The following is a 23,512-nucleotide window of genomic DNA, read 5'->3' on the forward strand; positions in this document are numbered from 1 at the left end:
CCTAGGCCGCCGTCGGAGCGGCTGCTTGGCGCTGGATGCGCAGCACCAGTGCCGCCGCCAGCAGGCAGAGGCCGCCGGCGATCAGGGTGGCCAGGGTGTAGTTGCCCAGGTCCTGGCGCAGCCAGCCCCCGAGCAGGGCGGCACTGGCGGCTCCCAGTTGGTGGCCGCTGAAAATCCAGCCGAAAACGATGGGCGCGTCCCGGGCGCCGAAGGTGTCGCTGGTCAGGCGCAGGGTCGGTGGCACGGTGGCGATCCAGTCCAGGCCGTAGAACACGGCGAATATGGGCAGGCCGAAATAGCTCAGGCCGAAGGCGCTGGGCAGGTAGATCAGGGCCAGGCCGCGCAGGCCGTAGTACCAGCAGAGCAGGGCGCGATTGTCGTAGCGGTCCGAGAGCCAGCCCGAGGCGGTGGTGCCGATCAGGTCGAGGGCGCCCATGGCGGCCAGGATGCCGGCGCCCTGCACCGGGCCGAGGCCGTAGTCGCCGCACATGGCGATGAAATGGGTGCCGATGTAGCCGTTGGTGCTGGCGCCGCAGATGAAAAAACTGAAGAACAGCAACCAGAAGTCCCGCACCCGCACGGCCCGTTGCAGGGCGCCGAGGGCCAGGGCGATGGGGTTGCGGTGGGCTTCCGCGGTGACCAGCGGGGCGTCGTCGGCTTCGCCGTAGAGGCGCAGGCCGAGGGCGGCTGGTCGTTCCGGCAAGAGGAAATAGGCCAGGGGCAACACCAGCAAGGTGGCGCCGGCAACCACCAGGACCACTGGCCGCCAGCCCTGGCTTTCGGTGATGGCGGCGAGCAGGGGCAGGAACACCAGTTGGCCGGTGGCGGCGCTGGCGGTGAGCAGCCCCATGGCCAGTCCGCGCCGGGTCTTGAACCAGCGATTGACCACCATGGCGCCGAAGGTGGTGGTGGTGGCACCCGTGGCGCAGCCCACGACGATGCCCCACAGCAGCCAGAGCTGCCAGATTTCCCGCATCAGGCTGGACAGGGCGATGGCGGCGGCCAGCACGGCCAGGGCGCTGAGGACCGTGCGGCGCAGGCCGTAGCGCTCCATGGCCGCGGCGGCGAAGGGGCCCATCAGGCCGAACAGGGCGAGATTGATGGACAGGGCCAGGGAAATCTCGGCCCGGCCCCAGCCGAAGGCCTGCTCCAGGGGCAGGATCATGACGCTGGGCGTGCCCCGGGTGCCGGCGCTGACCAGCATGATCAGGAAAGCCATCGCCACGGCGATCCAGGCGTAATGGACGCGGCCGTCGAGTCGGCGGGCGAGGGCTTTCATTGTGTGCGGTCTCTGTGCTGCCTTAGCGTCCCGCCAGGCGATCCAGCAGACTTTGCACCCGCTGGGGCGGCAGGGCGCCGAGGATGGCGCCGAGGGACACCAGCACAATGCCGGCGACGATGGTGGCATTGAGCGCCTCGCCCAGGATGGGCGCGGCGGCGGCGGCGGAGACGCCCGGCACCAGGGCCAGCATCATCGATGCGGAGGTGGCGCCGATCTTCTGGTTGGCGTAGCTGTACATGACGCCCGCCAGCAGGGCGGCGATGATGCCCTGGTAGACGCATTGCAGGCCGATGTCGAAGGCCGGTGCGGCGGCGATGGTCTTGGGCAGCCAGAGCAGGTAGACGGGCAGGTAGAGCACGCTGGAAAAACTGGCCAGGCCGAAAATGGCGAAGTGGGGACGCAACTGCCAACGCCGCATCAGCAGGCCGAACACCGCCCAGGACAGGGCAGCAGTGAGGAACAGCAGGTCGCCGATCCAAAACGCCTCGGCATGGCTGCTCACCAGGCTGTCGTAGCTGATCAGCACCAGTCCTGCCAGGGACAGACAGAGGGCAATCAGCACCGGGCGCTGGATGTGCCAGCCGGACAGGGCGGTGACGAGGACGATGGTCCAGAAGGGAATGCCGCCGTTGACGAAGACGCCGGCGTGGGCCGTGGGGGCAAAGGCGAAACCGGAATAGACCAGCACGCCGTAACCGACCCCGCCCAGCAGGGCGATGGCCAAGTAGCGCGGCCATTGCCGCCAGGGAACCCAGCGCACGAAGAAGGGCAGGGCAATCGCGCCGGAAACGCCGAAGCGCATGGCGGCCAGATCGAAGGGCGTGAAGATGCCCTTGCTGCCGAAACGGGAAACGATGTTGAAGCCGGACCAACAGAGCACCACCACGCAGGCGGCAAGGGTGCCGCGCAGGCGGTCGTTGAGCAGGCCCGGGGCGGCCGGGGCGACGGTGGTGGACATGGCGATGCTCTCTCTGATCGTTTTTTATAGGTTGTGCCGTCGCGGAATACTGGCCGGCCGCGGCGGGAAGCATCAGTGTGCCTTATTCTTGATAGCTAATGGAAATTTCAGCTAAAGCGGACTGGCATTCCTGTGGTTCCTGATCATTGCGCAGGGCGAAGGCATCAAAACCGCAGCGGGCCATGTAGGCGACCTGGTCTCGCAGCACGTCGCCGACGGCACGCAACTCTCCACGGTAGCCGAGGCGTTGACGCAGCAGGCGGGCTTGGCTGTAGGCGCGACCATCGGTGAACACGGGGAAGTTCAGGGCGATCAAGGAAATGGCGGGTAGGACCTTCCGTAGTGGGTCCACGCTTTCATGATTGCCCAGCCAGACCCCATGCTGCGGCTGATCCAGGGCCAGCCAGCGTGGGAGGGAGAGAATCAGCTTTGTACCGGGTGCGGGAGCATCCGTGCCAAGGGCCGCCTCGTCGGTGACCAGCTGCCAGTCGTTCTGGCTCAGTTGTCCGTTGCTGTAGAGCAAATGCCCGGTCATGGCGCGTCTCCGTAAAGGTCCTGGCGGAAGGGTTCGATGCCGGTGCGCTGGCAGGTGTCGATGAAGGTTTCTCCCGCCTGCCGTTGGCGGCGATAGGTGTCGGTCAGTTGGGCGATCACCCGGGGCATTTCCGTGGCGGCGAAGGAGGGGCCGACGATGCGGCCCAGGGTGTTCTTTCCGTTGCCGCTGCCGTCATGTCCCCCCAGGCTGACCTGGAAGCGTTCCTCGCCGTTCTTGTCCACGCCGAGAATGCCGATGTGGCCCACGTGATGGTGACCGCAGGCATTGACGCAGCCGGACACGTTGAGGCGCAGGGGGCCGATGTCCCGCAACTCGTCGGCGTTGGCAAAGCGCTGGACGATGGCTTCCGCCACCGGCAGGGAGCGGGCATTGGCCAGGGAGCAGAAGTCGCCGCCGGGGCAGCAGATCATGTCCGTCAGCAGCCCGGCGTTGGCGGTGGCGAGCTTGAGGGCGGTTGCTTCCTGCCACAGATCGTACAGACGGCGGCGCGGCACGTCGGCGAGCACCAGGTTCTGTTCGTGGCTGGCCCGCACTTCGCCCTGGCTGTAGCGTTCCGCCAGTTGGGCCACGCCGTCCATCTGGTCGGCGGTCAGGTCCCCCGGCGGCGAGTCGGGGGCCTTGAGGGACAAGGTAACGATGGCGTAACCCGGCACCCGATGCGCTTGCACGTTCTGGGTCAGCCACTGGCGGAAGGCTGGTTCGTCAGGCAGTACGGGGTCCGCAAAGGCGGCTTCGGCAGGGTCGTAAACCGGTTGGCTGAAACGGACCTCAATGCGGGCAAAGGCCTCGGGGGCAATGGTGCCGGAGCCGCCCCGCAGGTGCTGCCATTCGGCTTCCACTTCGCGACGGAACTGATCCAGCCCCAGTTCCTTCAGCAGAATCTTGATGCGGGCCTTGTACTTGTTGTCGCGGCGGCCGTACTGGTTGTACACCCGCAGGATGGCCTCGCAGTAGTTGAACAGCTCGGCCCGGGGCAGGAAGTCGCGGACCACTTGGCCCACCATGGGGGTGCGGCCCATGCCGCCACCCACCAGCATGCAGAAGCCGATCTCCCCCGCCTCGTTACGCAGCGCCCGCGCGCCGATGTCGTGAAAGGCCGTGGCGGCCCGGTCGCCGGTGGCGCCGCTGACGGCGATCTTGAACTTGCGCGGCAGGTAGGCGAATTCCGGGTTGAGGGTGGACCACTGGCGCAGCAGTTCGCAGTAGGGGCGAGGGTCCACGGTTTCGTCCGGGGCCACGCCAGCCAGGGCGTCGGTGGTCACGTTGCGAATGCAGTTGCCCGAGGTCTGGATGGCGTGCATCTGCACCTGGGCCAACTGGGCCAGGATTTCCGGCGCGTCTTCCAAGCGCGGCCAGTTGAACTGAACGTTCTGGCGGGTGGTGAAGTGGCCGTAGCCCCGGTCGTATTCCCGGGCGATGCGGGCCAACACGCGCAACTGGCGGGAGGACACCATGCCGTAGGGAATGGCCACCCGCAGCATGGGCGCGTGGCGCTGTACGTAGAGGCCGTTTTGCAGGCGCAGGGGGCGGAAGTCGTCCTCCGCCAGCTTGCCCGCCAGGTGGCGTTGCATCTGGCCGCGAAACTGGGCGACGCGCTGCTCCACCAGTTGCTGGTCCTGTTCGTCGTAGAGGTACATGGGGTTTTCCTGGTAAAGATCAGGGCAGCAGGAAGGGCGTGGTTTCCCGCACGTGCACCTGATCCGGCGCGTCCAGGGCGGTCACGTCCAGGGTCAGGGGGCGGGCATGGCGGCCTTCCAGTTCGGGATGGGCTCGCACGGTGAGCACCACCGGCGTCAGTTCGCCGGGGCCGCTGGCGATTTCGTCGGGGCCCTCGATGTGGGCATCGGGCAGGCCGGACACCGCCAGCTTGAAGAGGCGCGGCATTTCGGCCATGTTGGCCAGCTTCACCGTGTAGATGTTTTCCACCCAACCGTCGTCCACTTCCCGGGCCAGGGCGTTGCGTTCCCGCAGCACGTCCACCCGCAGGGGAATGCGCTGGGCCAGCCCGACCACCAGGGCCACGGCCATGGCCGAGATCAGCACCGTGTAGGCAATCACCCGGGGCCGCCAGAAGCGGAAGGGCACGGCGATACCTTGCTCCAATCGTTGCAGGCTGTCGAAGCGGATCAGGCCCCGGGCCAGGCCGATCTTGTCCATCACCTTGTTGCAGGCGTCGATACACAGGCCGCAACTGATGCAGGCGTATTGCAGGCCCTGGCGAATGTCGATGCCCGTGGGGCAGACCTGAACGCAGAGGGTGCAGTCCACGCAATCGCCTTTGCGCTGGGGTGTTGCAGCGCTGTTGGCGGAATTGGCGCTCCCGTCCTCGCGCCGGGCGCCCCGGGGTTCGCCCCGTAGCACGTCGTAACCCACGTTGAGGGTTTGCGGGTCGAACATCACGCCTTGGAAGCGGGAATAGGGGCACATGTGCTGGCATACCTTCTCCCGCAGAAAGCCGGCCTGCATGTAGGTGAAGGCGCCGTAGAACAGCACCCAGAAGGCTTCCCAGGGGCCACTTTGCAATTGGCCCAGGCTGGGCAACAGTTCGCGGATGGGCGTGAAGTAACCGACGAAGGTCACACCGGTCCAGGCCGCCAGAGACAGCCAGGCCAAGTGCTTGCCACCCCGGCGCAGGAGCTTTTCGCCCGTCCAGGGCGAAGCATCGAGTTTGAGCCGCGCCGCCCGGTCGCCTTCAATGCGGGACTCGATGCCCATGAAGAGGGCCGTATAGACCGTTTGCGGGCAGACGAAGCCGCAGAACAGTCGCCCCGCCACGGCAGTGACGGCAAACAGCGCGGCGGCGGCAATGATGAGCAGCAGGGCCAGGTTGAGCACGTCCTGGGGCCATAGCACCAGGTCGAAGAGATAGAACTTGCGTTCTTCCAGGTTGAACAACACCGCCTGACGGCCATCCCAGGGCAACCAGCAAAGACCGTAGAAAACCGCCTGGGTCAGCGCCACCATCAACCAGCGCAGGCTGTTGTAGCGCCCCGTGGTGCGCCGGGGCTGGATTTTGCCGCCTTGAATGTCGCCGAGGGGATGGAAATGCAGCGGATGGATGGTGCTCATGGCAGGCCTCCGGGATGAGAATGGCCGCCATTACAGCGATTACGTTGTTATGGGTACAGATTCAGTTGGTTTGATATTTGACCGTAACAGATGGGCTAATGCTGAGACCATTTGACCTTGGGTGAGAGGCAGCAATCGACCCAAAGCGGGCGAAACGGGACATTCAGGAACGTAGAAGTGAGCGGTCTGCGCGCGGCTTTTTGCGTAGGTCCGGTGGAATGATGGGTTGGGTTTCTGTTAGCCGGATACAACTTTGAACTCTGTTGTGGAAATGCCGAATGCGTCCTTAAATCGGCTTGATGCCCACTGTTCCATTTCGCTCTGCGAATATTTGCTCGTAAGCCAAGAAAAGTCGTAGTCGAAATCGCCAGTTCCGACTAACCATTGACGGGTAAGTTCATAAATCGCCACCCAGGAATAGAAGGTGTCAAATGTCTCTTGCACCGCAATTTCGTCACGATCAATAAACGTTCTTGGATATACATCTCCATCCTCCTTGTCTAAGAAGAGTGCTCGATGCTCCTCAAATAGGGAGAGCGCTTTCTCAGGGGTAATGCCGCCTTCCTTGGCTGTAGTCATCCAAGTGCCTGGCCAACAGAAGAATTCCGGCGTTGCCAGCTTGTCTATTTGAAAGCGGATGAACCGAGCCAAGAACACTCGCACTGGTAGGTTGCCCAGCGAAAAACTAAACGTCTTGTCTTCATCGAGAAGCTTCTCAATGCTTTTAAGCCTACTTGGCCACGAAGCCACGGTTTGAAAAAGAGTGCGAGGGCTGGTAAAGCCAGTTGCAGAACACAGAAGATCAGAAACCTTCCAATACTCCGTTGCTGAATAATTCGTGATGCACGAACGAAACGAGTTTATATCGTCCTTGATCGCCAAACACAGTTGAATAAATCTCAATCCTGGATCGTGGACCACGACCAGCCGCTCAAAATCGATAAGGTCTTCGATAAAACACTCGGCTGGGTTGATGGAAATGTCGCAGACGATCAAGAATAAACCAACTACAGGATCATCGAGTTCTGATGGGAGTTCCAGCCCGGTGACACCTAGGAAGTATTGAAACGCCTCTACGTACACTTCAGTAAACATCCCTGCTTTATCAAAGTCATCCCAGCTAATTTTTCGACCAGAAGAGAGATACAAATACTGCAACTGGCTAAACCGCGCTTGCCCCTCAAATATCTCCTTTGCACCAATCGGGGGAAGGAGTATAGGGGAGCGATAATAGAAACCGGGAGCTTTGGCATCTCGCAATTGCCGCGATCTTGGCTCCCAGGCCCTGGGGTCTGGAAAAATTTCAAGGTCAGGATCGACAGTTGAGGAAAGAAGCCAAAGTACCGCTGCGATAGCGACATCGTAGGAGTGGCCTACACATTCAAAGTAGGGGTCATGGATCTTTTCTTTGATGTTCTTTGGATCAATTACGAGCCAACGATAGAACTCAATGTCGTGCCAATTGTTTAGAGCAACGTTTATGTTTCGGTCAAGTTCACTTTCTTGGTCATGGGGCTTCGCATTCAAGAGGTTGTAATCGCGAATGGACTTCACCGGCCCCAGGTCGGAAAGAATTGCCATCAGATACTTGTGGTTCAAATGAGACTGTGCTGGATAGATAAGACTTAGGAGAAATCCCGTTGTTGATCCAATGTGCTGCCACCAATGAATGTTTTCGTGCAGGTAAGTCGAGAACGCGAAGAATTGTTCTTCTGACAGTTCATTCCGCATGATGAGTCCTGCGGGTGCACTGCTTAGAGCTCGGTGAATATCCGGTCGAAGGCGAAGTACAAATTGAAGCGGGTTGTAGAGGCCCCGTGCGTTCCAGCATGAATAAAACTCTGACGGAACTCCCCAGGCTTCTTCAGACAGAAGTAGTGACTTAGAGTTTATTGGCATCGGAAATGGATAGGACTAAGAAACCCAACGTGAAGTTGAGGAGCGCGCCGCCGATAGGTGGAGCGTCCCTCTCGAACGTAGTGTTAGGAGTCTAGGCATGTGCTCCCGTGATTGTTTGCTCAACCACGACCCCACACTCCGCAAAAAAGTCCTTCATCCCCTGGTAGATGGCGCGGAACTTGTCGGACTTAATAACCTTTGGGCTAAAGAAGATTCCAAGTTCCGATACCGTAGTTCGGCCCTCTTCACGAAAGAGCATCGGGGAAAGAAGTGGAATGACCTTCTTTGCCGTATCCCGCGCCTTAGGATCATTCCGCGTAAACCCGTTCATTGAGAATCTGATTGATCCCAGAAGGATGTCCACGACACTCGCAAAGTTGGATTGTCCGATTGCCGAGTAATGAAACCCGACAATGTTGGAAAGACGCATCTCTTTTGTGTACGGTAGCCCGGTGATCCCGACAGAGAATTTTTCGGCGAGATGGGCATCAATTGCCTTGTCGTCGAACCGATCGATAAGCACCAAGCCGGGAGACTTTTTGCGGTTCAGAAAACAGTCGAAGTGATAACAGACTCGATTGATTTCATTTTGCCTAGCGTCTGCGGGGCTTGTGGCAACATCGTGCAAGATCAACGAAATGAACAACGTAGCATTTTGACGCGCTACCGCCTCGATGATTGATTGCTTTAGAGCGATGAATTCATCATGGCTAAGATGCTTAGGGCCGGGATTGAACTTGAGACGAAAGTCTCGGGGGACTCCAAATTTCGCACGAATCTCGTCTATCTCTTGGGACAAAGCTTGAGCGACTTCCCCAGGGATAGCTATCCCGCCATATGTAAAGAAATCACCGCCCCGTTCTTCTAGGTTTGTCTCGTCGCAATACAAGAGGTACATGGAGATTGAGACTCCTAACGTGGAGGTAAGGGGCGCGCCGCCCCTAGGCGGAGCGTCCCAGCGGCCAGAGGCCGCGCCTTGACCGTAGGGTTAGAACACATTTGGGAGGACAGTTTGAATGATTGCCCAGAGCCCTACGAGGGCTAGGACAACGGTGCTTATTACAATCGGCTGCGGCATTTTTGGGCTGACCGCTAACGGTACCCTGGACTCGGCCGGCACAGCGCCTTCAATATGAAATGACAGAAGCCAGTCATTCTGGTTCTTGAATGGACCAACCTTGGGCTCGTAGGAAAGGATCTCTGGCGGCCATTGGTCTGCGGAGGCAGGGGGCAAATGCTGTGCTGCGTCTTGCAGCTTGGACGCAAGTTCTGCAAGAGCCTCACGGGACCCCACAACCATGAGACCGTTCTCTCTACCGGAGTACGCGAAGACCTTGAGTGGGTAAGTGGCGCGGGCCATGTGTTCTAACAGTGTTTACACGGACTCTGAGGTCCGTATAACAATTGATATCGATGACGCGGGATTCGGCAGTTTTTGTCCATGACTTTCAGGCACTTGGTATTTATGCTTTCAGTATAACAACCCCAATAATACCGGACGCCAGTGGGTAACTTCCAATTCAAAGTTGTGGCTACGAGTGGCCGATTTTGGGTCCAAGCTCGAAGGACAGCTTCTGGCCGTTAGTAGGCGATGACCCGTTGTTTCATTTCAACTCATCAAACACGCCAGCATTCCCATCGCTTCCTCAATTCGTGATGACCAAGGATGTCCGCAGTTAAGACGGATGGCGTTACGGAATTCCCGTTTGGCCGAAAAAATCGGCCCCGGTGCAATGCTGATGCCGCGTTCCAGCGCTCGGCGGTGGAGGACGAGGGCGTCCAGCCCTGGCACTTCCAGCCAGAGGAAATAACCGCCCTTGGGGCGAGCCAGGCGCGTGCCTTCGGGGAAGGTGCGTTCGATGTGGTCCACCATGGCGGCTTCCTGGCTGGCGAGTTTGGCCCGTAGGTGGCGCAGGTGGTTTTCGAAGCCGCCGTGCTTGAGGTAATCGGCCAGGGCGGCCTGGGCGGGAATGTTGGTGGCGATGCTGGTGGACATCTTCAGGCGTCGCACCTTTTCCGCATAGCGGCCCGCCGCCACCCAGCCCACGCGGTAGCCCGGCGCCAGGCATTTGGCAAAGGACGAGATGTGGAGCACGTCGCCCCGATTATCCAGGCTCTTGCTGGGCAGGGGGCGCTCGTTGCCGAAGTACAGCTCGCTATAAACGTCGTCCTCGATCAGGGGCACGCCATACTTGGCCAGCAGGGCCACCAGTTGGCAGCGGTGTTCGTCGGGCACGCAACTGCCGAGGGGATTCTGGAAGTTGAGCATGGCCAGACAGGCCTTGATGGGGTGGTGACGCAGGGCGTCGGCCAGGGCGTTGAGGTCGATGCCGTCCCGGGGGTGGGTGGGGATTTCCACCACCTTCAGGCCGCGTCGTTCGATGGCCTGCAACACACCGTAGAAGCAGGGGGATTCAATGGCCACCAGATCGCCGGGTTGGGTCACCGCCTCGATGCAGAGATTCAGGGCTTCCATGGCGCCGGAGGTGATGACGATTTCCGCCGGCTGCACATCTGCTCCGGCGGCCAAGTAGCGCAGGGCGATCTGACGGCGCAGTTCTTCATTGCCCGGCGGCAGGTCGGTGACGGTGCTGCGCGGGTCCAGGTGGCGGGCGCTGGCAGCCAGATGCCGGGCCAGCTTGTCGAGGGGGAACAGGTAGGGGCTGGGAAAGCTGGAGCCCAGGGGCACCACGTCCGGGTCTCGTACCGATTCGAGAATTTCAAAAATGAAATCGCTGACTTCCAGTGCGGTAGAGGAGCCCAAGGGGCGGCTGATGTCCGGTTCCGCCAATCGGCTGCCGATGCGGGCCCGTACGTAGTAGCCGGAGCGGGGCCGTGCTTCGATCAGTCCCTGGGCTTCCAGCAGCGCATAGGCCTGCAACACCGTGGCCGGGCTGACGTTGTGGCTGGAACAGGCTTGCCGCACCGAGGCCAGCCGCTCGCCGGGGCGCAGGGTGCCGGCGCTAATGGTGGCGGCAATGCGGTCGGCGAGGGATTGGTAAAGGTTCGCGGGTTTGGCGGACACGGGCGGCTATCGCAGCTTGGTGCGGCTGAAAGGGGGCGAATCAGTATCGCTCACTCCGCGCCGCCTTCAACGCTTCCGCCAGGTCGATCACCGCGCTGGCGTAGAAGCTGCTGCGGTTGTAGCGGGTGATGACGTAGAAATTGCGGTAGCCCAGGCGGTATTCGGTGGCGTCGTCGGGGGTGGCAAGATCAATCAGGGCGGCGGGGCGTTGGGGCACGTTGCCCATGATGACGCCGAAACTGCGCAGGTCGGCCGGCAGGCGGCGGGGCACGATGCCTTCGGCCAGCAGGGTGTCGATGCCGGGGCCGGGTTCGACTTGGGCCGGAACGACAATGGGGGCGCCCGGTTCCCAGCCATGCTCGGCGAGGAAATGGCCGACGCTGCCGATGGCGTCCACCGGGTCGGTCAGGTCGATGTGGTGGTTGCCGTCGAAGTCCACGGCCCAGTTGCGCAGGCTGCTGGGGAGGAACTGGGGCAGGCCCAGGGCGCCGGCGTAGGAGCCTTGGTAGGACAGGGGCGAGCGGTTTTCATCCCGGGCCAGCAGCAGCAGGGCTTCCAGTTCGCGCTTGAACAGGTCGGCCCGGGGCGGATAGTCGAAGGCGAGGGTGGTGAGGGCGGAGAAGGTTTCGTAGCTGCCGGTGTTGCGACCGTAGATGGTTTCGACGCCGATGATGGCGGCGATGATTTCCGCCGGCACGCCGTATTGGGCCTCGGCCCGTTGCAGGCTGTCGGCGTGTTCGTCCCAGAAACGCAGGCCGGCGCGAATACGCAGCGGGTCGGTGAAGCGGGCGCGGTAGGCTTGCCAGGAACGTTGGCGCGGGCTGCTGGGGGGCAGGATGGCCTTGATCACGCCCGGTTGGAAACGGGCTTGGGCGAACAGCTTGAGCAAGGCGTCGCGGTCGAAGCCGTGGCGCTGTACCAGGCTGTCCACGAAGGCGCGAACTTCCGGCAGGGCTTCGTAGTGTCGAACCGGGGCGATGTCCTTTTTCTTTTCGGTGGCCTTGTGCTTGGCGACGGGCGCCGTCTTCTTGTGGGGAGTGGCGTCGGCGTCGGTGGCAGTGAGCAACAGGGCGGGGCAGGCAAAGAGAAAAGGTAGGAGTTTCATCGGTGGTGAATGTTGTTATGCGGCGCTGCATCATTGCATTGATGGATAGGGCTGACTCTACCGCAGTCGACGATGGGCCGATGAGGGCAAATGCCGCGGATTTCCGCTTCTTGGCTGGGCATCCTCGCGATCGGGCGATGCCGGTCGATGGCATGCAGCGGACCTGTCGCGGCGTCGATTAGGGAAGTGGGATATAGTGAAGGCCTGCGTCCCATTGTGTGTGAGCAAGGCCGTACCATGACTACCGCATTCATTACCCATCGAGACTGCTGGGCCCACGACATGGGTTCACACCACCCCGAGTGTCCCGAGCGACTGGGTGCCATCAATGATCGGCTGATCGCTGCCGGCCTGGATATCTACCTGCAATTCCATGACGCGCCCAATGCGGAAGCCGAACAATTGCTGCGGGTTCATCCCCAGCAACACATCGATTTCCTCAATGCCTCGGTGCCCGAAACAGGCATCTTCCACGTAGACCCCGATACCGCCATGTGTCCCGGCACGCTCAAGGCAGCCTACCGCGCCGCGGGCGCGGGTGTGCTGGCGGTGGATTTGGTGATGAAGGGCGAGTGCAAGTCGGCGTTTTGCGCCGTGCGTCCCCCCGGCCACCATGCCGAAAGCGGCAAGGCGATGGGCTTCTGTTTTTTCAACAACGTGGCGGTGGCCGCCCGTCACGCCATCGGCGCCTGGGGTTTGTCCCGGGTGGCGATCATGGATTTCGACGTGCACCACGGCAATGGCACCGAGCAGATTTTCGCCGGTGACGAAAAGGTGCTGATGGCTGGTACTTTCCAACATCCTTTCTACCCCTACTGCGGTACCGAGAACGTGGCAGCCAACATGTGCAACGTTCCCCTCACTGCCGGCACCCGGGGCGACGGTTTCCGTCAGGTGGTGAGCGACATCATCCTGCCCCGCATGCGCGAGTTCAAGCCGGAGATGGTCTTTATTTCGGCGGGGTTCGATGCCCACTACGAGGACGACATGGGTTCCCTCGGGTTGGTGGAGTCGGACTACGCCTGGGTTACCGAGCAATTACGTTTCCTCGCCGAGGAAACCGCCCAAGGTCGGGTGGTATCGGTGCTGGAGGGCGGTTATTCCCTCTCCGCCCTGGCCCGTAGCGTGACCTCCCACATCCGCGCCCTGGCCGATTTGTAAAGCCTCTTTGCCAGGCGGCCCGCGTGGGGGCTTTCCGGTAGAATCCTGCGGTTTAAGCCGTTCCCGTGCTTGGGGGCGGTGGTGTTTTCAACTTTCCTAGGCGAGTGTGCATGAAGTCCAAGGCTTTAGTCTTACCCCTGTTGCTGGCGGCTGGTCTGGCCGGTTGCAGCAGTTCGCTGCTCGAGTCGAAAAAGATCGACTACAAGTCCGCTGGCAAGCTGCCACCCTTGGAACTTCCTCCCGATTTGACGGCCCCCAGCCGTGACGAGCGCTTCACCGTACCCGATAGCGGTTCCGGCAAGGGCGGCGCCAGTTTCTCCGTTTATTCCGCCGAGCGGGCCGGCAAGAGCCGCACCACGACGGCCCAGGACGTGCTGCCTGTTGCGGACAAGCTGCGCATCGAGCGTTCCGGCACGCAGCGTTGGCTGGTGGTGCCGGTGCCGCCGGACAAGCTCTGGTCCAGCATCAAGGAGTTCTGGCAGGACACGGGCTTCATCGTGAACGTCGAGCGTCCCGAGGCCGGCGTGATGGAAACCGATTGGGCGGAAAACCGCGCCAAGCTGCCCAACGACATCATTCGCGGCACCCTGGGCAAGATTTTCGACGACCTGTATTCCACCGCCGAACGGGACAAGTTCCGCACCCGCCTGGAGCCGGGCGCCGAGGCGGGCACGACCGAGGTGTACATCAGCCATCGCGGCATGTACGAAATCTATACCAGCGAGCGCAGCAACGAGACCCGTTGGCAGCCTCGTCCCGCCGACCCTGATCTGGAAGCCGAGATGCTGCGGCGCCTGATGGTCCGCCTGGGGGTCGAGGAGTCCCGCACTTCCGCCATGTTGGCCGCGGCGCCCACCGTGGATCGGGCCAAGTTGGTGGGCCGTTCCGCCGACGGCAGCGGTGCCCTGGAATTGCAGGAGCCTTTCGATCGCGCCTGGCGTCGTATCGGCCTGGCCCTGGATCGGGTCGGTTTCACCGTGGAAGACCGGGACCGCTCCCAGGGCATTTATTACGTCCGCTACGTGGACCCCGAGGCCGACGGCAAGAAGGACGACAAGGGCTTCATGTCCAAGCTGATGTTCTGGAAGGGGAGCGCGCCGGTGGATAACAATCCGCGCTATCGCATCCTGGTGCAGACCAGCGGCAATCTGTCCAAGGTTCAGGTCCTGACCCGGGAAGGCGGCGCGGATACTTCCGACACTTCCCGCAAGATCCTCGGCTTGCTGCTTGAGCAATTGAAGTGATTGCTGCGCCTGCGGCGGCGTCCCAGTGGGGCGCTGCTGTGGGAGGCTCGCTGGTCATCGCGTATGCTGACCGGCGAACAGAAAAGAAAAAGCCCAGCCAATCGGCTGGGCTTTTTTGCAGCTAGCTTGCGCTGATTACTTCTTGTCAGCGGGAGCAGCGGCGGGAGCGGCAGCAGCTTCAGCGGGCTTGGCAGCAGCGTCAGCGGGAGCAGCAGCGGGAGCAGCGGCTTCAGCGGGCTTGGGGGCTTCAGCGGCGGGAGCGGGAGCGGGGGCAGGAGCGGGAGCTTCTTCTTTCTTGCCACAAGCGGTAACGGCCAGAGCAACCAGGGCAGCAACGAGGAGAGACTTGTTCATTTGATAGATTCCCTTTATCGATAAAGACAAACACGTGAATCCCGATCACATCGGGTAGCCGGTATTGGACACCAACTAGTCAAAAATTATAGCGCGTGCCCGGCGTTGTGTACGTGGGGGGATAAGAAGGAAATTTGAAAAAGAACGTAAAAAAGGGGAGCCCATGCTCCCCTCCGTGGTATTCGGCGTTGCGCCGTTGGGCGTAATCAGTCGATCTTGGCCTTTTTCAGCAGATCCTGAACGTGCTGGTCAACCATTTGCCGTTGCAGGCCCTGGGTGATCTGGCCTTCCACTTCCTTCAGCGCCGGGGGGTTAAAGGTACGGCTGTCTTCCAGCAGGATCACGTGCCAGCCGAAATTGGTCTTCACCGGGGTTTCGGTGAACTTGCCCTTTTGCAGCTTGGTCAGGGCGTCGGCAAAGGGCTTCACGTAGTTGGCGGGAACGGACCAGTCCAGGTCGCCGCCCTTGTCCCGGGAGCCGGGATCCTTGGATTGCTTGGCCAGGTCTTCGAATTTGTCACCCTTCTTGAGGCGGGCGATGATGTCCTTGGCTTCCTCTTCCTTTTCCACCAGGATATGGCGGGCCTTGTATTCCTTGTCGCCCAGGGAGGCGGTTTCGGCGTCATAGGCGCGCTTGACTGCGTCGGCGCTGACGGGGTGGCTGCGCACGTAGTCGGCCAGGTAGGCGTTGATCAGCACGTCCTGGCGGGCCAGTTCGGCCTGGGCCTGGACTTCGGGCTTCTTGTCGAGGCCCTTTTTCTGGGCCTCCTGGGCCACCACTTCCAGCATGACCAGGCGTTCCTTGACGGCGCGGCGCAGGTCGTCGGAGTCGGGACGGCCTTGAGCTTGCTGGGCGTTGATCAGCAGATCGGCCTTGGCCTTGGAGATGGGCTTGCCGTTCACGGTGGCGATGGCGCCGGTGGTGTCGGCGGCCTTGGCGGCCAAGGCGGGGGTGCTGGCCAGAATCAACAGGGCGGCAATCAGGGAGGTATGGCGCAAGGGGCGGTTCATGGGATTTATTTCCTAGTCTTTTGCGTTGCGGTCTGAAAACGGGTTGTGGTGCGGTCGTGTTGCGCGCGAAGGCGCATGGCTAGAGGATCATACACCAGCCATTTTGGGCAAAAGCGTGATCTAGCGGGGAAAAACCCGCAAAAAGGGCTTTACCTGAACGCTGCCGTAAACCCCGGCAGCCACGTAGGGGTCGGCGTCCGCCCAGGCCTTGGCGGCTTCAAGGGATTCGAATTCGGCGACGACAACGCTGCCGGTGAAACCGGCGCTGCCCGGTGTGGCGCTGTCGATGGCGGGGCAGGGACCGGCCAGAATCAGGCGGCCGTCGCTTTGCAGTTGCTCCAGCCGGGCCAGGTGGGCGGGGCGGGCGGCCAGGCGGTTTTCCAGGCTGTTGGGGACGTCTTCGCCGAGTATTGCGTAAAGCATCAGGTTTTTTCCTCTTCCATGTATTTGGCCAGCAACAGGGCTTGGCCGATGACAAACACAAACATCAGGCCGGTGAGGCCGTAGAGCTTGAAGCTGACCCAGCCGTCGCAGGACAGCAGGCGCATGGCGACCAGGTTGGCGCCGCCCATGACGAACAGGAAGGCGGCCCAGGCGGCATTGAGCCGGGGCCAGACCGCTTCGGGTAGGGTGATTTGGGCGTCCATCAGGTTGCGCATCAGGTTCTTTTTCAACACCGTGGCGGCGAACAGCAGCACGGTGCCGAAGGTCCAGTAGAGCACGGTCGGTTTCCACTGGATGAAGGTCGGATTGCGGAAGTAAAGGGTCGCGCCGCCGAAAAAGACGATGATGGCGAGGCTGACCCAGAGCATGGCATCCACTTTCTTGCGGCGGAACAGCAGCCAGCCTACCTGGGCGAAGGTGGCCAGGATGGCGACCACGGTGGCGAGCAGGATGGGTTCCTGGGTCAGGGGCAGGGCGGACTGGGCTGCAGCCAGGCAACTGGCCTCGCCGTTGCCATGGCCGTGACCGGCGAACTTGTAGGTGGCGAAAAACAGGATGACCGGGAACAGGTCGAACAGCAGTTTCATGGGGCTTTATTTTTTCTTGAAATCCAGGGAGACCGAGTTGATGCAGTAGCGCAGGCCGGTGGGGGCGGGGCCATCGTCGAAGACGTGGCCCAGGTGGGCGCCGCACTTGCGGCAGGTGACCTCGACGCGATGCATGTTGTGGCTGTGGTCTTGGTGTTCGGCGATGTCGCTGTTTTGGAGTGGGGCGGAAAAACTGGGCCAGCCGCAGCCGGCGTCGAATTTGACCGTGGAGTCAAACAGGGGCGTACCGCAGCAGACGCAATGATAGCGGCCTTCCTGCCAGTGGTCCCAGTATTGGCCGGTGAAAGGGCGTTCAGTGCCTTTTTCCCGGGTGACCCGGTATTGTTCTTCGCTCAACTGGCGGCGCCATTCGTCGGCGGTTTTTTCTCTCTCGCTCATGGGGAACTCCTTGGTTCGTCACGTTACCATATAGCGAAGGTATCCCATCGGAGGCAGCAAGCAATGCGCGTAGTCGTGCTGGGGGCCGGCGTCATCGGTGTCACGTCGGCTTGGTATCTGGCCCGGGCCGGCCATGAGGTGACGGTCGTGGACCGTCAGCCCCAGCCCGGTTTGGAGACGAGTTTCGCCAATGGCAGCCAGATTTCGGTGTGCCATGCGGAGCCCTGGGCCAATCCGGCAGTTTTCACCAAGCTGCTGCGCTGGTTGGGGCGGGAGGATGCCCCCCTGCTCTGGCGTTTTCGCCTGGACCCGGCCCAGTGGCGGTGGGGTTTGCATTTCCTGGCCCAATGCGGCCCGCGTCGTACCCGGCAGAACATCGAGGCCCTGGTGGCGTTGGGGCTGCATAGCCGCGCCTGCCTGCAAACCCTGCGCCAGGAGCTGGGCCTGGAGTACGACCAGTTGGAAAAGGGCATCCTGCATTTCTACACGGATATTCGGGAATTCGAACATGCGGTGCCCCAGGCCGAGTTGATGACCCGTCTCGGCTGCCGGCGCCAGGTGGTTTCCAGCGCCGAGTGCCTGGCCCTGGAGCCGGCGCTGGCCCATATTGCGCCGCGCATCGTCGGCGGCACCTACACCGCCGACGATGAGTCGGGCGATGCCCGGATGTTCAGCCAGGCCTTGGCCCGCCATTGCGCCGAGCTGGGGGTACGGTTCCGTTTCGATACCGTCGTTCGTGGCTTGTCTGCCCAGGGTGGGCGTATTGACGGCGTGTTGCTGGCGGAGGGAGCGTCTCTCCAGGCCGATGCCTACGTGGTTGCCCTGGGCAGTTACGCGCCTTTGCTGGTGGCGCCCCTTGGTTTGTCCCTGCCGATCTACCCGGCCAAGGGCTACTCCATCACGATCCCCTTGGCGGACGATGCCCAGGCGCCCACGGTCAGCCTGACCGACGACGGCTACAAACTGGTCTATTCCCGCCTGGGGCAGCGTTTGCGGGTGGCCGGCACGGCGGAGTTCTGCGGCTACGACACGAGCCTCAACCGGGCGCGGCTGGAGGCCTTGAAGGCCCGGACGCGGGAGGTGTTTCCCCAGATCGAGCCCGCCGGAGAGGTGGAAGAGTGGGCGGGGCTGCGACCGGCGACGCCGGGCAACGTGCCCCTGGTCGGAGCGACTCGCTATGCCAACCTATTCCTCAATGCCGGTCATGGCACCCTGGGTTGGACTTTGGCTTGCGGTTCCAGCCAATTGCTGGCCGATCTGGTCAGTGGCCGGCCTCCGGCCCTGGATCCGACACGCTATCGCCCCTAGTTCCCGGCCCCGCGCCTAGGGGGGGCATTGCCGGCTGTCTTGGAGACGCTGTCTCAGTGCAGATGGCGAGGATGGTGGTTGTCCTCTTCCGGCATTTCGGCGTGCACCGGCTCGGCTTCGCTGTTGGGGTAGAGCGGGGTGCCGCAATCCTCGCAGTATTCGGCGGGGAAACGGTGATCCAGTGTGGTGAGGTGGGTGACGCCGGCTTCCCGCAACAGGGTGTCGATCTGGCCGGGAATGTCCGTGTTTTCATCTTCGCCGTCGAGCAGGGGCCAGGCGACGCCATGGATGACCTTGCTCGGATCGTCCAGGGAAAAACCGATCCGGTATTCCAAGAGGCCCCGTTCATCGTGGAAAGGGGCCACGACGGCCTGGAAAGCCGCCGCTTCGCGGGACAGCGCGGTGCTCAGGTAGGCCACCGAGGATTGAATGGCGAAGGGACGGGCGGCCCGGTCCGCTTCGCGGCAGGCGCTGAAAAAGGCCAGGGGCAGCAGGGCTTCCAGCGCGCAGCCGGTGAACAGCGGGCGCAGCGCCTCACCGCCCTGGGCCTGCCATTGGCGGCGGCATTCTTCCTGGTCGCCATCGGTTTCCTGCCAGCGGAAAATCGGCTGGCCATGGGGAACGGCGGCCACCGCCAGCAGATAGCGGGTGTCCGAGAGGAAATTCATGGTTTCCGGCAATTGACCCGCGTCCACGTGGAGGTTTTGCCCTTTTTGCGCCATTTTCCCCAGTTGTCCGGTGAAACGGGCAGTGGCGGAAAAGCCCGGTGGCAGTTGGTCCGGACTGAACAAGACGTCGGCCAGGCCGAGGCGGACGCCCTCGGCAAGGATGTGGGCCTGGCATTGCACCCGGATGGTGTTCAGCGCCGCGGCCGGCACCGCGCCGGAGGGAATGGAAAAGCGGGACCAGGCCAGGACGGGGATGGCGATCAGCAGCAGGTCGTCGGCGCTTTCGCCGTCGGTGGTGTGGCTTTCGGCCCGGGCCTCGAGCAGGTCGGCCAGGGCTTCGTAGCCCCGGTCGCCGCTTTGATAGAGCTGGTCGAGGGCTGTGTTGAGGGCTTCGTCGTTGCCGGCCCGCAGCAGGCTGTCCAACTTGGCGGTCAAGCGCTGTTCCCAGAAGGCGTCCTCCAGGCGGCTGGAGGAAAGGCCCAGGGCGCGGGCGTCTCGGAGCAGGGCATCCAGATCGGGCGTGGCACGGGACGAGCGGAAAGGGCGGATTCGCTTCATGGGAATGGACGGCCTGAGGTCGAAATGGGCGTTTGAAAACGCCAGCCGACCATTTTAGCAACTCAGCAAGTGCGGGCCGCTGGTAGACTTCGCGTATTACATTTTTATTTCATAGCAAAACGCCTATGTTCTCCAAGTTGATGCCGAAGGAAGGCAAGTTCTTTGATTTGTTCAATGCCCATGCCGAATTGGTCGTGAAAGGCAGTCACCAATTTGCTTCCCTGGTGGCCGATATCGGCAAGGGGCCGGAAATCCAGTCCCAGCATTCCCGCGCCATCGACGAAACCGAAACCAAGGCGGACAAGATCACCCACGACACCATCGCGCTGCTGCACACGTCCTTCAACACGCCGCTGGACCGGGACGAAATCCACCAGTTGATCGTGCGCATGGACGACATCCTGGACCTGATCCAGGACGTGACCGAAACCATGCACCTCTACGATGTGCGCAAGCTGACCGAGGAAGCGATTCGTCTGACCGACATCTGCGTGTCCTGTTGCGAGCGGGTCAAGACCGCGGTGAACCTGCTGTCCAGCATGGACAACGCGGCCACCATCCTGCGCACCTGTGCCGAGATCGATCAACTCGAATCCGACGCCGACCGGGTGATGCGCCACGGCCTGGCCAAGCTGTTCCGCGAAGAGGCCGACGTGCGTCAGTTGATCAAGATGAAGGGCGTGTACGAGCTGCTGGAAACCATCACCGACCGCTGCGAGGACGTGGCCAACATCCTCGAGGGCATCGTCCTCGAAAACGCCTGAGCGGGGTCCGGCCATGACGGGTCTCAACGCCACGCTGTGGGTGGTTTTTCTGCTGGTTGCCCTGGCGCTGCTGTTCGATTTCATGAACGGCTTCCACGATGCCGCCAACTCCATCGCCACGGTCGTCTCCACCGGCGTGCTCAAGCCGCACCAAGCGGTGGCCTGGGCCGCGGTGTTCAACGTCATCGCGGTCTTCCTGTTCCAGCTCAAGGTCGCCAGCACCATCGGCAAGGGCACCATCGATCCGTCCATCGTCGATTACCACGTGGTGTTCGGCGCCTTGGTGGGGGCCATCGCCTGGAACGTGATCACCTGGTATTACGGCATTCCGTCCAGTTCCTCCCATGCCCTGATCGGCGGCCTGGTGGGAGCGGCGCTGATCAAGGCCGGCCCCGGCGCCCTCCAGTGGCAGGGCATCGGCAAGACCGTGGCCTTCATTTTCGTCGCGCCGGTGCTGGGCTTCCTGCTCGGCTCCCTGCTGATGCTGGCGGTGGCCTGGTTGTGCAACCGCTATACCCCGCGCAAGGTGGACAAGCTGTTCCGTCGCCTGCAACTGCTGTCCGCCTCCCTCTATAGCCTGGGGCACGGCGGCAATGACGCACAAAAAACCATCGGCATCATCTGGATGCTGTTGATGGCTTCCGGTCTTAGCAGTGCCGATGCCCCCGTCCCCATCTGGGTGATCGTCGCCTGTTACACCGCCATGGGTCTGGGTACCCTGTTCGGCGGCTGGCGTATCGTCAAGACCATGGGCCAGCGCATCACCAAACTCAAGCCGGTGGGCGGTTTCTGCGCCGAAACCGGCGGTGCGCTGACGCTGTTCATGTCCACGGCCCTGGGGATTCCCGTGTCCACCACCCATACCATCACCGGTGCCATCGTCGGCGTCGGTTCCACCCGTGGCGCCAGCAATGTGCGCTGGGGCGTGGCTGGCAGCATCGTCTGGGCCTGGGTGTTGACCATTCCCGCCAGCGCGCTGATTTCGGCCCTGGCCTGGTGGGTGGGCATGCTGCTGCTGTAAGTCGTGAATCCCTGTCAGTCTTGCGGTGCCTGTTGTGCCACCTACCGCGTGTCCTTCTATTGCGGAGAGTTGGACGAATTTCCCGGAGGCTGCGTGCCCACCGGCCTGGCGGAGCAGGTGACATCCACCATGGCCTGCATGAAGGGCACGGGGCAGTCGCCGGTCCGCTGCGTTGCCCTGCGTGGCGAGATCGGGCGCGAGGTGGGCTGCGCCATTTACGAATTCCGCCCCAGTCCCTGTCGCGATTTCGCTCCCCTGGCGGCCCTGGGGCGTGCCGACGATGCCTGCAACGATGCCCGTCGTCGTCACGGTTTGCCCCCCCTCTGATCTGTTAGAATTCGCCGTGGCGGGTCTCCCCGCATTGCGGGGTGGTGAACCTGGTCAGGGCCGGAAGGCAGCAGCCACAGCCATTTACTGCAAGTGCCGGGGGTCAGGCTCGCCACCTTTCCCTTTCTTTTCCTATCCCGCGACGGCATGAGTTATCAAGTCCTCGCCCGTAAGTGGCGTCCCAAGTCTTTTGCCACGTTGGTGGGGCAGGAACATGTCGTGCGGGCGCTGACCCATGCATTGGAACAGCAGCGCCTGCACCACGCCTATCTTTTCACCGGCACCCGGGGGGTGGGCAAGACGACTCTGGCCCGGATCATGGCCAAGTCCCTCAACTGCGAGACCGGCATCACGGCCACCCCCTGCGGCGTCTGTTCGGCGTGTACCGAAATCGATGGCGGCCGCTTCGTCGACCTGATCGAGGTTGATGCGGCCACCAACACCCGCGTCGACGAGATGCGGCAGTTGCTGGAAAACGCCACCTATGCGCCGACCCGTGGTCGCTTCAAGGTCTATGTGATCGACGAAGTGCACATGCTGTCCAATTCGGCCTTCAATGCCATGTTGAAGACCCTGGAAGAGCCGCCGGAGCACATCAAGTTCATTCTCGCCACCACCGATCCGCAAAAGATCCCGGTGACGGTGTTGTCCCGTTGCTTGCAGTTCAACCTCAAGCAAATGCCCATGGGGCACATCATCGACCATCTGACCAACATCCTCGGCCAGGAAGCCGTGGCGTTCGAGCCGGCTGCGTTGCGCCATCTGGCCAAGGCCGCCGCCGGCAGCATGCGTGACGCGCTTTCCCTGCTGGACCAGGCCATCGCCCATGGCGCCGGCAAGGTGGAGGAGGAGGGGGTGCGCAACATGCTGGGCACGGTCGGCGACGACTATCTGTATGCCCTGCTCGATGCCCTGATGGTCGGCGATGCGCCGGCACTTCTGGCCGTCGCCGACAGCATGGAAGGCCGCAGCCTGAGCTTCGATTCCGCCCTCCAGGAGTTGGCGACCCTGTTCCATCGCATCGCCCTTTTGCAATTCGCCCCGGAAGCGTTGGCGGACGGCGCGGAGCGGGAGCGGTTGCAGGCTTACGCCCAAGGTTTCGATCCCGAGCTTTTGCAGCTCTGTTACCAGATCGCCGTCCAGGGACGGGATGATCTGGGCCTGGCGCCCGATGAATACACCGGCTTCACCATGGCCCTGCTGCGTTTGGTGGCTTTTCGCCCCGACAGTGGTGGACGTGCGCCGGCACAAAAGCCCCTGCCCGGCGCGGCGGCCCCGCGCCCGGTGCCGACTCAGCCCGTGGTTGCGCCGGTGGCCGCAGCACCGGCGCCTGCGGCGGCTGCCGCTCCTTCGGCAGCCAGGCGCGAGCCCGCTGCTGGCGGCGGTGTGGATACCTGGCACCAATGGCTGGAACAAATGAACTTGAGCGGGATGGTGCGCCAGTTGGCCCACCACTGCGAACTGGTGGACCGGTCCGGTACTTCGGTCGTGCTGCGCTTGGCGCCCGCCCATAAGCATCTGCTCGGTCCGGTGCAGCAGGACAAATTGCAGGCCGAGCTGCAATCCTTGCTTGGCGCCGAATTGCGACTGACCATCAATCTGGCCGACACCGAATCGGAAACGCCGGCCGAGCGGGCCAGGAATGCCCAGCGTGAGCGTCAGGACCAGGCCATCGCGGCCATCGAGGGCGACAGTTTCGTGCGCGACGTGGTGGACATGTTCGACGCCACCATCGACGAATCAACCATTAAACCGATTTAGCGACTCAGGAGT

General features: G+C 62.3%; 22 protein-coding genes and 1 other RNA gene. 8 read left to right on the top strand and 15 right to left on the bottom strand.

What is annotated here, in order from left to right; translation table 11 throughout:
- Position 1 precedes the first annotated feature (1 nt).
- The 9 genes from ACYQ2U_RS04315 to mltB form a co-directional block, all read right to left on the bottom strand.
- Entirely contained in the window at positions 2–1,279 is a 1,278-nt protein-coding gene (locus ACYQ2U_RS04315) for an MFS transporter (protein ID WP_459949095.1), read from the bottom strand.
- Positions 1,280–1,301: 22 nt separating this feature from the next.
- Complete coding sequence (locus ACYQ2U_RS04320) at positions 1,302–2,240, bottom strand: DMT family transporter (protein WP_459949096.1); 939 nt, start codon at positions 2,238–2,240, stop codon at positions 1,302–1,304.
- 82 nt (positions 2,241–2,322) lie between these two features.
- Complete coding sequence (locus ACYQ2U_RS04325; RefSeq protein ID WP_459949097.1) at positions 2,323–2,775, bottom strand: DUF934 domain-containing protein; 453 nt, start codon at positions 2,773–2,775, stop codon at positions 2,323–2,325.
- On the bottom strand, positions 2,772–4,433 hold the full coding sequence (locus ACYQ2U_RS04330; protein WP_459949098.1) for a nitrite/sulfite reductase: 1,662 nt from the start codon (positions 4,431–4,433) through the stop codon (positions 2,772–2,774). Before ACYQ2U_RS04330 ends, ACYQ2U_RS04325 begins: the two co-directional genes overlap by 4 nt.
- A gap of 19 nt (positions 4,434–4,452) precedes the next feature.
- Positions 4,453–5,865, bottom strand: coding sequence for a cytochrome c oxidase accessory protein CcoG (ccoG, locus tag ACYQ2U_RS04335; RefSeq protein ID WP_459949099.1), 1,413 nt, complete (start codon positions 5,863–5,865; stop codon positions 4,453–4,455).
- Between the two features lie 237 nt (positions 5,866–6,102).
- Positions 6,103–7,596, bottom strand: a complete 1,494-nt coding sequence (locus ACYQ2U_RS04340; protein WP_459949100.1) for a hypothetical protein — start codon at positions 7,594–7,596, stop codon at positions 6,103–6,105.
- A gap of 259 nt (positions 7,597–7,855) precedes the next feature.
- Positions 7,856–8,662, bottom strand: coding sequence for a DUF3800 domain-containing protein (locus ACYQ2U_RS04345; RefSeq protein WP_459949101.1), 807 nt, complete (start codon positions 8,660–8,662; stop codon positions 7,856–7,858).
- Between the two features lie 711 nt (positions 8,663–9,373).
- Positions 9,374–10,789: an aminotransferase-like domain-containing protein gene (locus tag ACYQ2U_RS04350; RefSeq protein ID WP_459949102.1), complete on the bottom strand. Its 1,416-nt coding sequence runs from the start codon at positions 10,787–10,789 to the stop codon at positions 9,374–9,376.
- Between the two features lie 40 nt (positions 10,790–10,829).
- Positions 10,830–11,894 carry a lytic murein transglycosylase B gene (gene mltB, locus ACYQ2U_RS04355; RefSeq protein ID WP_459949103.1) on the bottom strand — a complete coding sequence of 355 codons (1,065 nt, stop codon included), beginning with the start codon at positions 11,892–11,894 and terminating at the stop codon, positions 10,830–10,832.
- A 237-nt stretch (positions 11,895–12,131) separates the two neighbouring features.
- Here mltB and ACYQ2U_RS04360 point away from each other — a divergent pair, with 237 nt between their 5' ends.
- A complete protein-coding gene (locus ACYQ2U_RS04360) occupies positions 12,132–13,055 on the top strand; it encodes a histone deacetylase family protein (RefSeq protein WP_459949104.1) in 924 nt (307 codons plus the stop codon).
- A gap of 110 nt (positions 13,056–13,165) precedes the next feature.
- Positions 13,166–14,299: an outer membrane protein assembly factor BamC gene (bamC, locus tag ACYQ2U_RS04365; protein ID WP_459949105.1), complete on the top strand. Its 1,134-nt coding sequence runs from the start codon at positions 13,166–13,168 to the stop codon at positions 14,297–14,299.
- Between the two features lie 135 nt (positions 14,300–14,434).
- On the opposite strand, the gene ACYQ2U_RS04370 is transcribed toward bamC, so the two are convergent.
- The 5 genes from ACYQ2U_RS04370 to msrB all read right to left on the bottom strand — a co-directional run bounded on the left by ACYQ2U_RS04370 (position 14,435) and on the right by msrB (position 17,093).
- Complete coding sequence (locus tag ACYQ2U_RS04370; protein WP_459949106.1) at positions 14,435–14,653, bottom strand: hypothetical protein; 219 nt, start codon at positions 14,651–14,653, stop codon at positions 14,435–14,437.
- Between the two features lie 206 nt (positions 14,654–14,859).
- Positions 14,860–15,663 (bottom strand): foldase protein PrsA, encoded by an 804-nt coding sequence (locus ACYQ2U_RS04375; RefSeq protein ID WP_459949107.1) that lies wholly within the window; start codon positions 15,661–15,663, stop codon positions 14,860–14,862.
- A gap of 120 nt (positions 15,664–15,783) precedes the next feature.
- Positions 15,784–16,086: a YciI family protein gene (locus ACYQ2U_RS04380; protein WP_459949108.1), complete on the bottom strand. Its 303-nt coding sequence runs from the start codon at positions 16,084–16,086 to the stop codon at positions 15,784–15,786.
- Complete coding sequence (locus ACYQ2U_RS04385) at positions 16,086–16,694, bottom strand: septation protein A (RefSeq protein WP_459949109.1); 609 nt, start codon at positions 16,692–16,694, stop codon at positions 16,086–16,088. The genes ACYQ2U_RS04380 and ACYQ2U_RS04385 overlap by 1 nt, the downstream gene beginning before the upstream one ends.
- A gap of 6 nt (positions 16,695–16,700) precedes the next feature.
- Complete coding sequence (gene msrB, locus ACYQ2U_RS04390; protein WP_459949110.1) at positions 16,701–17,093, bottom strand: peptide-methionine (R)-S-oxide reductase MsrB; 393 nt, start codon at positions 17,091–17,093, stop codon at positions 16,701–16,703.
- Here msrB and ACYQ2U_RS04395 point away from each other — a divergent pair.
- Positions 16,977–18,401, top strand: coding sequence for a D-amino acid dehydrogenase (locus tag ACYQ2U_RS04395; protein WP_459949111.1), 1,425 nt, complete (start codon positions 16,977–16,979; stop codon positions 18,399–18,401). The genes msrB and ACYQ2U_RS04395 overlap by 117 nt on opposite strands.
- Positions 18,402–18,454: 53 nt before the next feature.
- Here ACYQ2U_RS04395 and ACYQ2U_RS04400 read toward each other — a convergent pair whose 3' ends face one another.
- Positions 18,455–19,627: a DUF2863 family protein gene (locus tag ACYQ2U_RS04400; protein ID WP_459949112.1), complete on the bottom strand. Its 1,173-nt coding sequence runs from the start codon at positions 19,625–19,627 to the stop codon at positions 18,455–18,457.
- Between the two features lie 125 nt (positions 19,628–19,752).
- On the opposite strand from ACYQ2U_RS04400, the gene ACYQ2U_RS04405 reads away from it, so the two are divergent.
- From ACYQ2U_RS04405 to dnaX, 5 genes are all read left to right on the top strand, one after another.
- Positions 19,753–20,391, top strand: coding sequence for a DUF47 domain-containing protein (locus tag ACYQ2U_RS04405; protein ID WP_459949113.1), 639 nt, complete (start codon positions 19,753–19,755; stop codon positions 20,389–20,391).
- 13 nt (positions 20,392–20,404) lie between these two features.
- Positions 20,405–21,412 carry an inorganic phosphate transporter gene (locus tag ACYQ2U_RS04410; RefSeq protein ID WP_459949114.1) on the top strand — a complete coding sequence of 336 codons (1,008 nt, stop codon included), beginning with the start codon at positions 20,405–20,407 and terminating at the stop codon, positions 21,410–21,412.
- Positions 21,413–21,415: 3 nt separating this feature from the next.
- Positions 21,416–21,739, top strand: coding sequence for a YkgJ family cysteine cluster protein (locus tag ACYQ2U_RS04415; protein WP_459949115.1), 324 nt, complete (start codon positions 21,416–21,418; stop codon positions 21,737–21,739).
- Between the two features lie 18 nt (positions 21,740–21,757).
- Positions 21,758–21,856, top strand: an RNA gene (ffs, locus tag ACYQ2U_RS04420) — signal recognition particle sRNA small type.
- 30 nt (positions 21,857–21,886) lie between these two features.
- Positions 21,887–23,500, top strand: a complete 1,614-nt coding sequence (dnaX, locus tag ACYQ2U_RS04425; protein ID WP_459949116.1) for a DNA polymerase III subunit gamma/tau — start codon at positions 21,887–21,889, stop codon at positions 23,498–23,500.
- Positions 23,501–23,512 lie beyond the last annotated feature (12 nt).

The organism is Denitratisoma sp. agr-D3, from assembly GCF_054658675.1.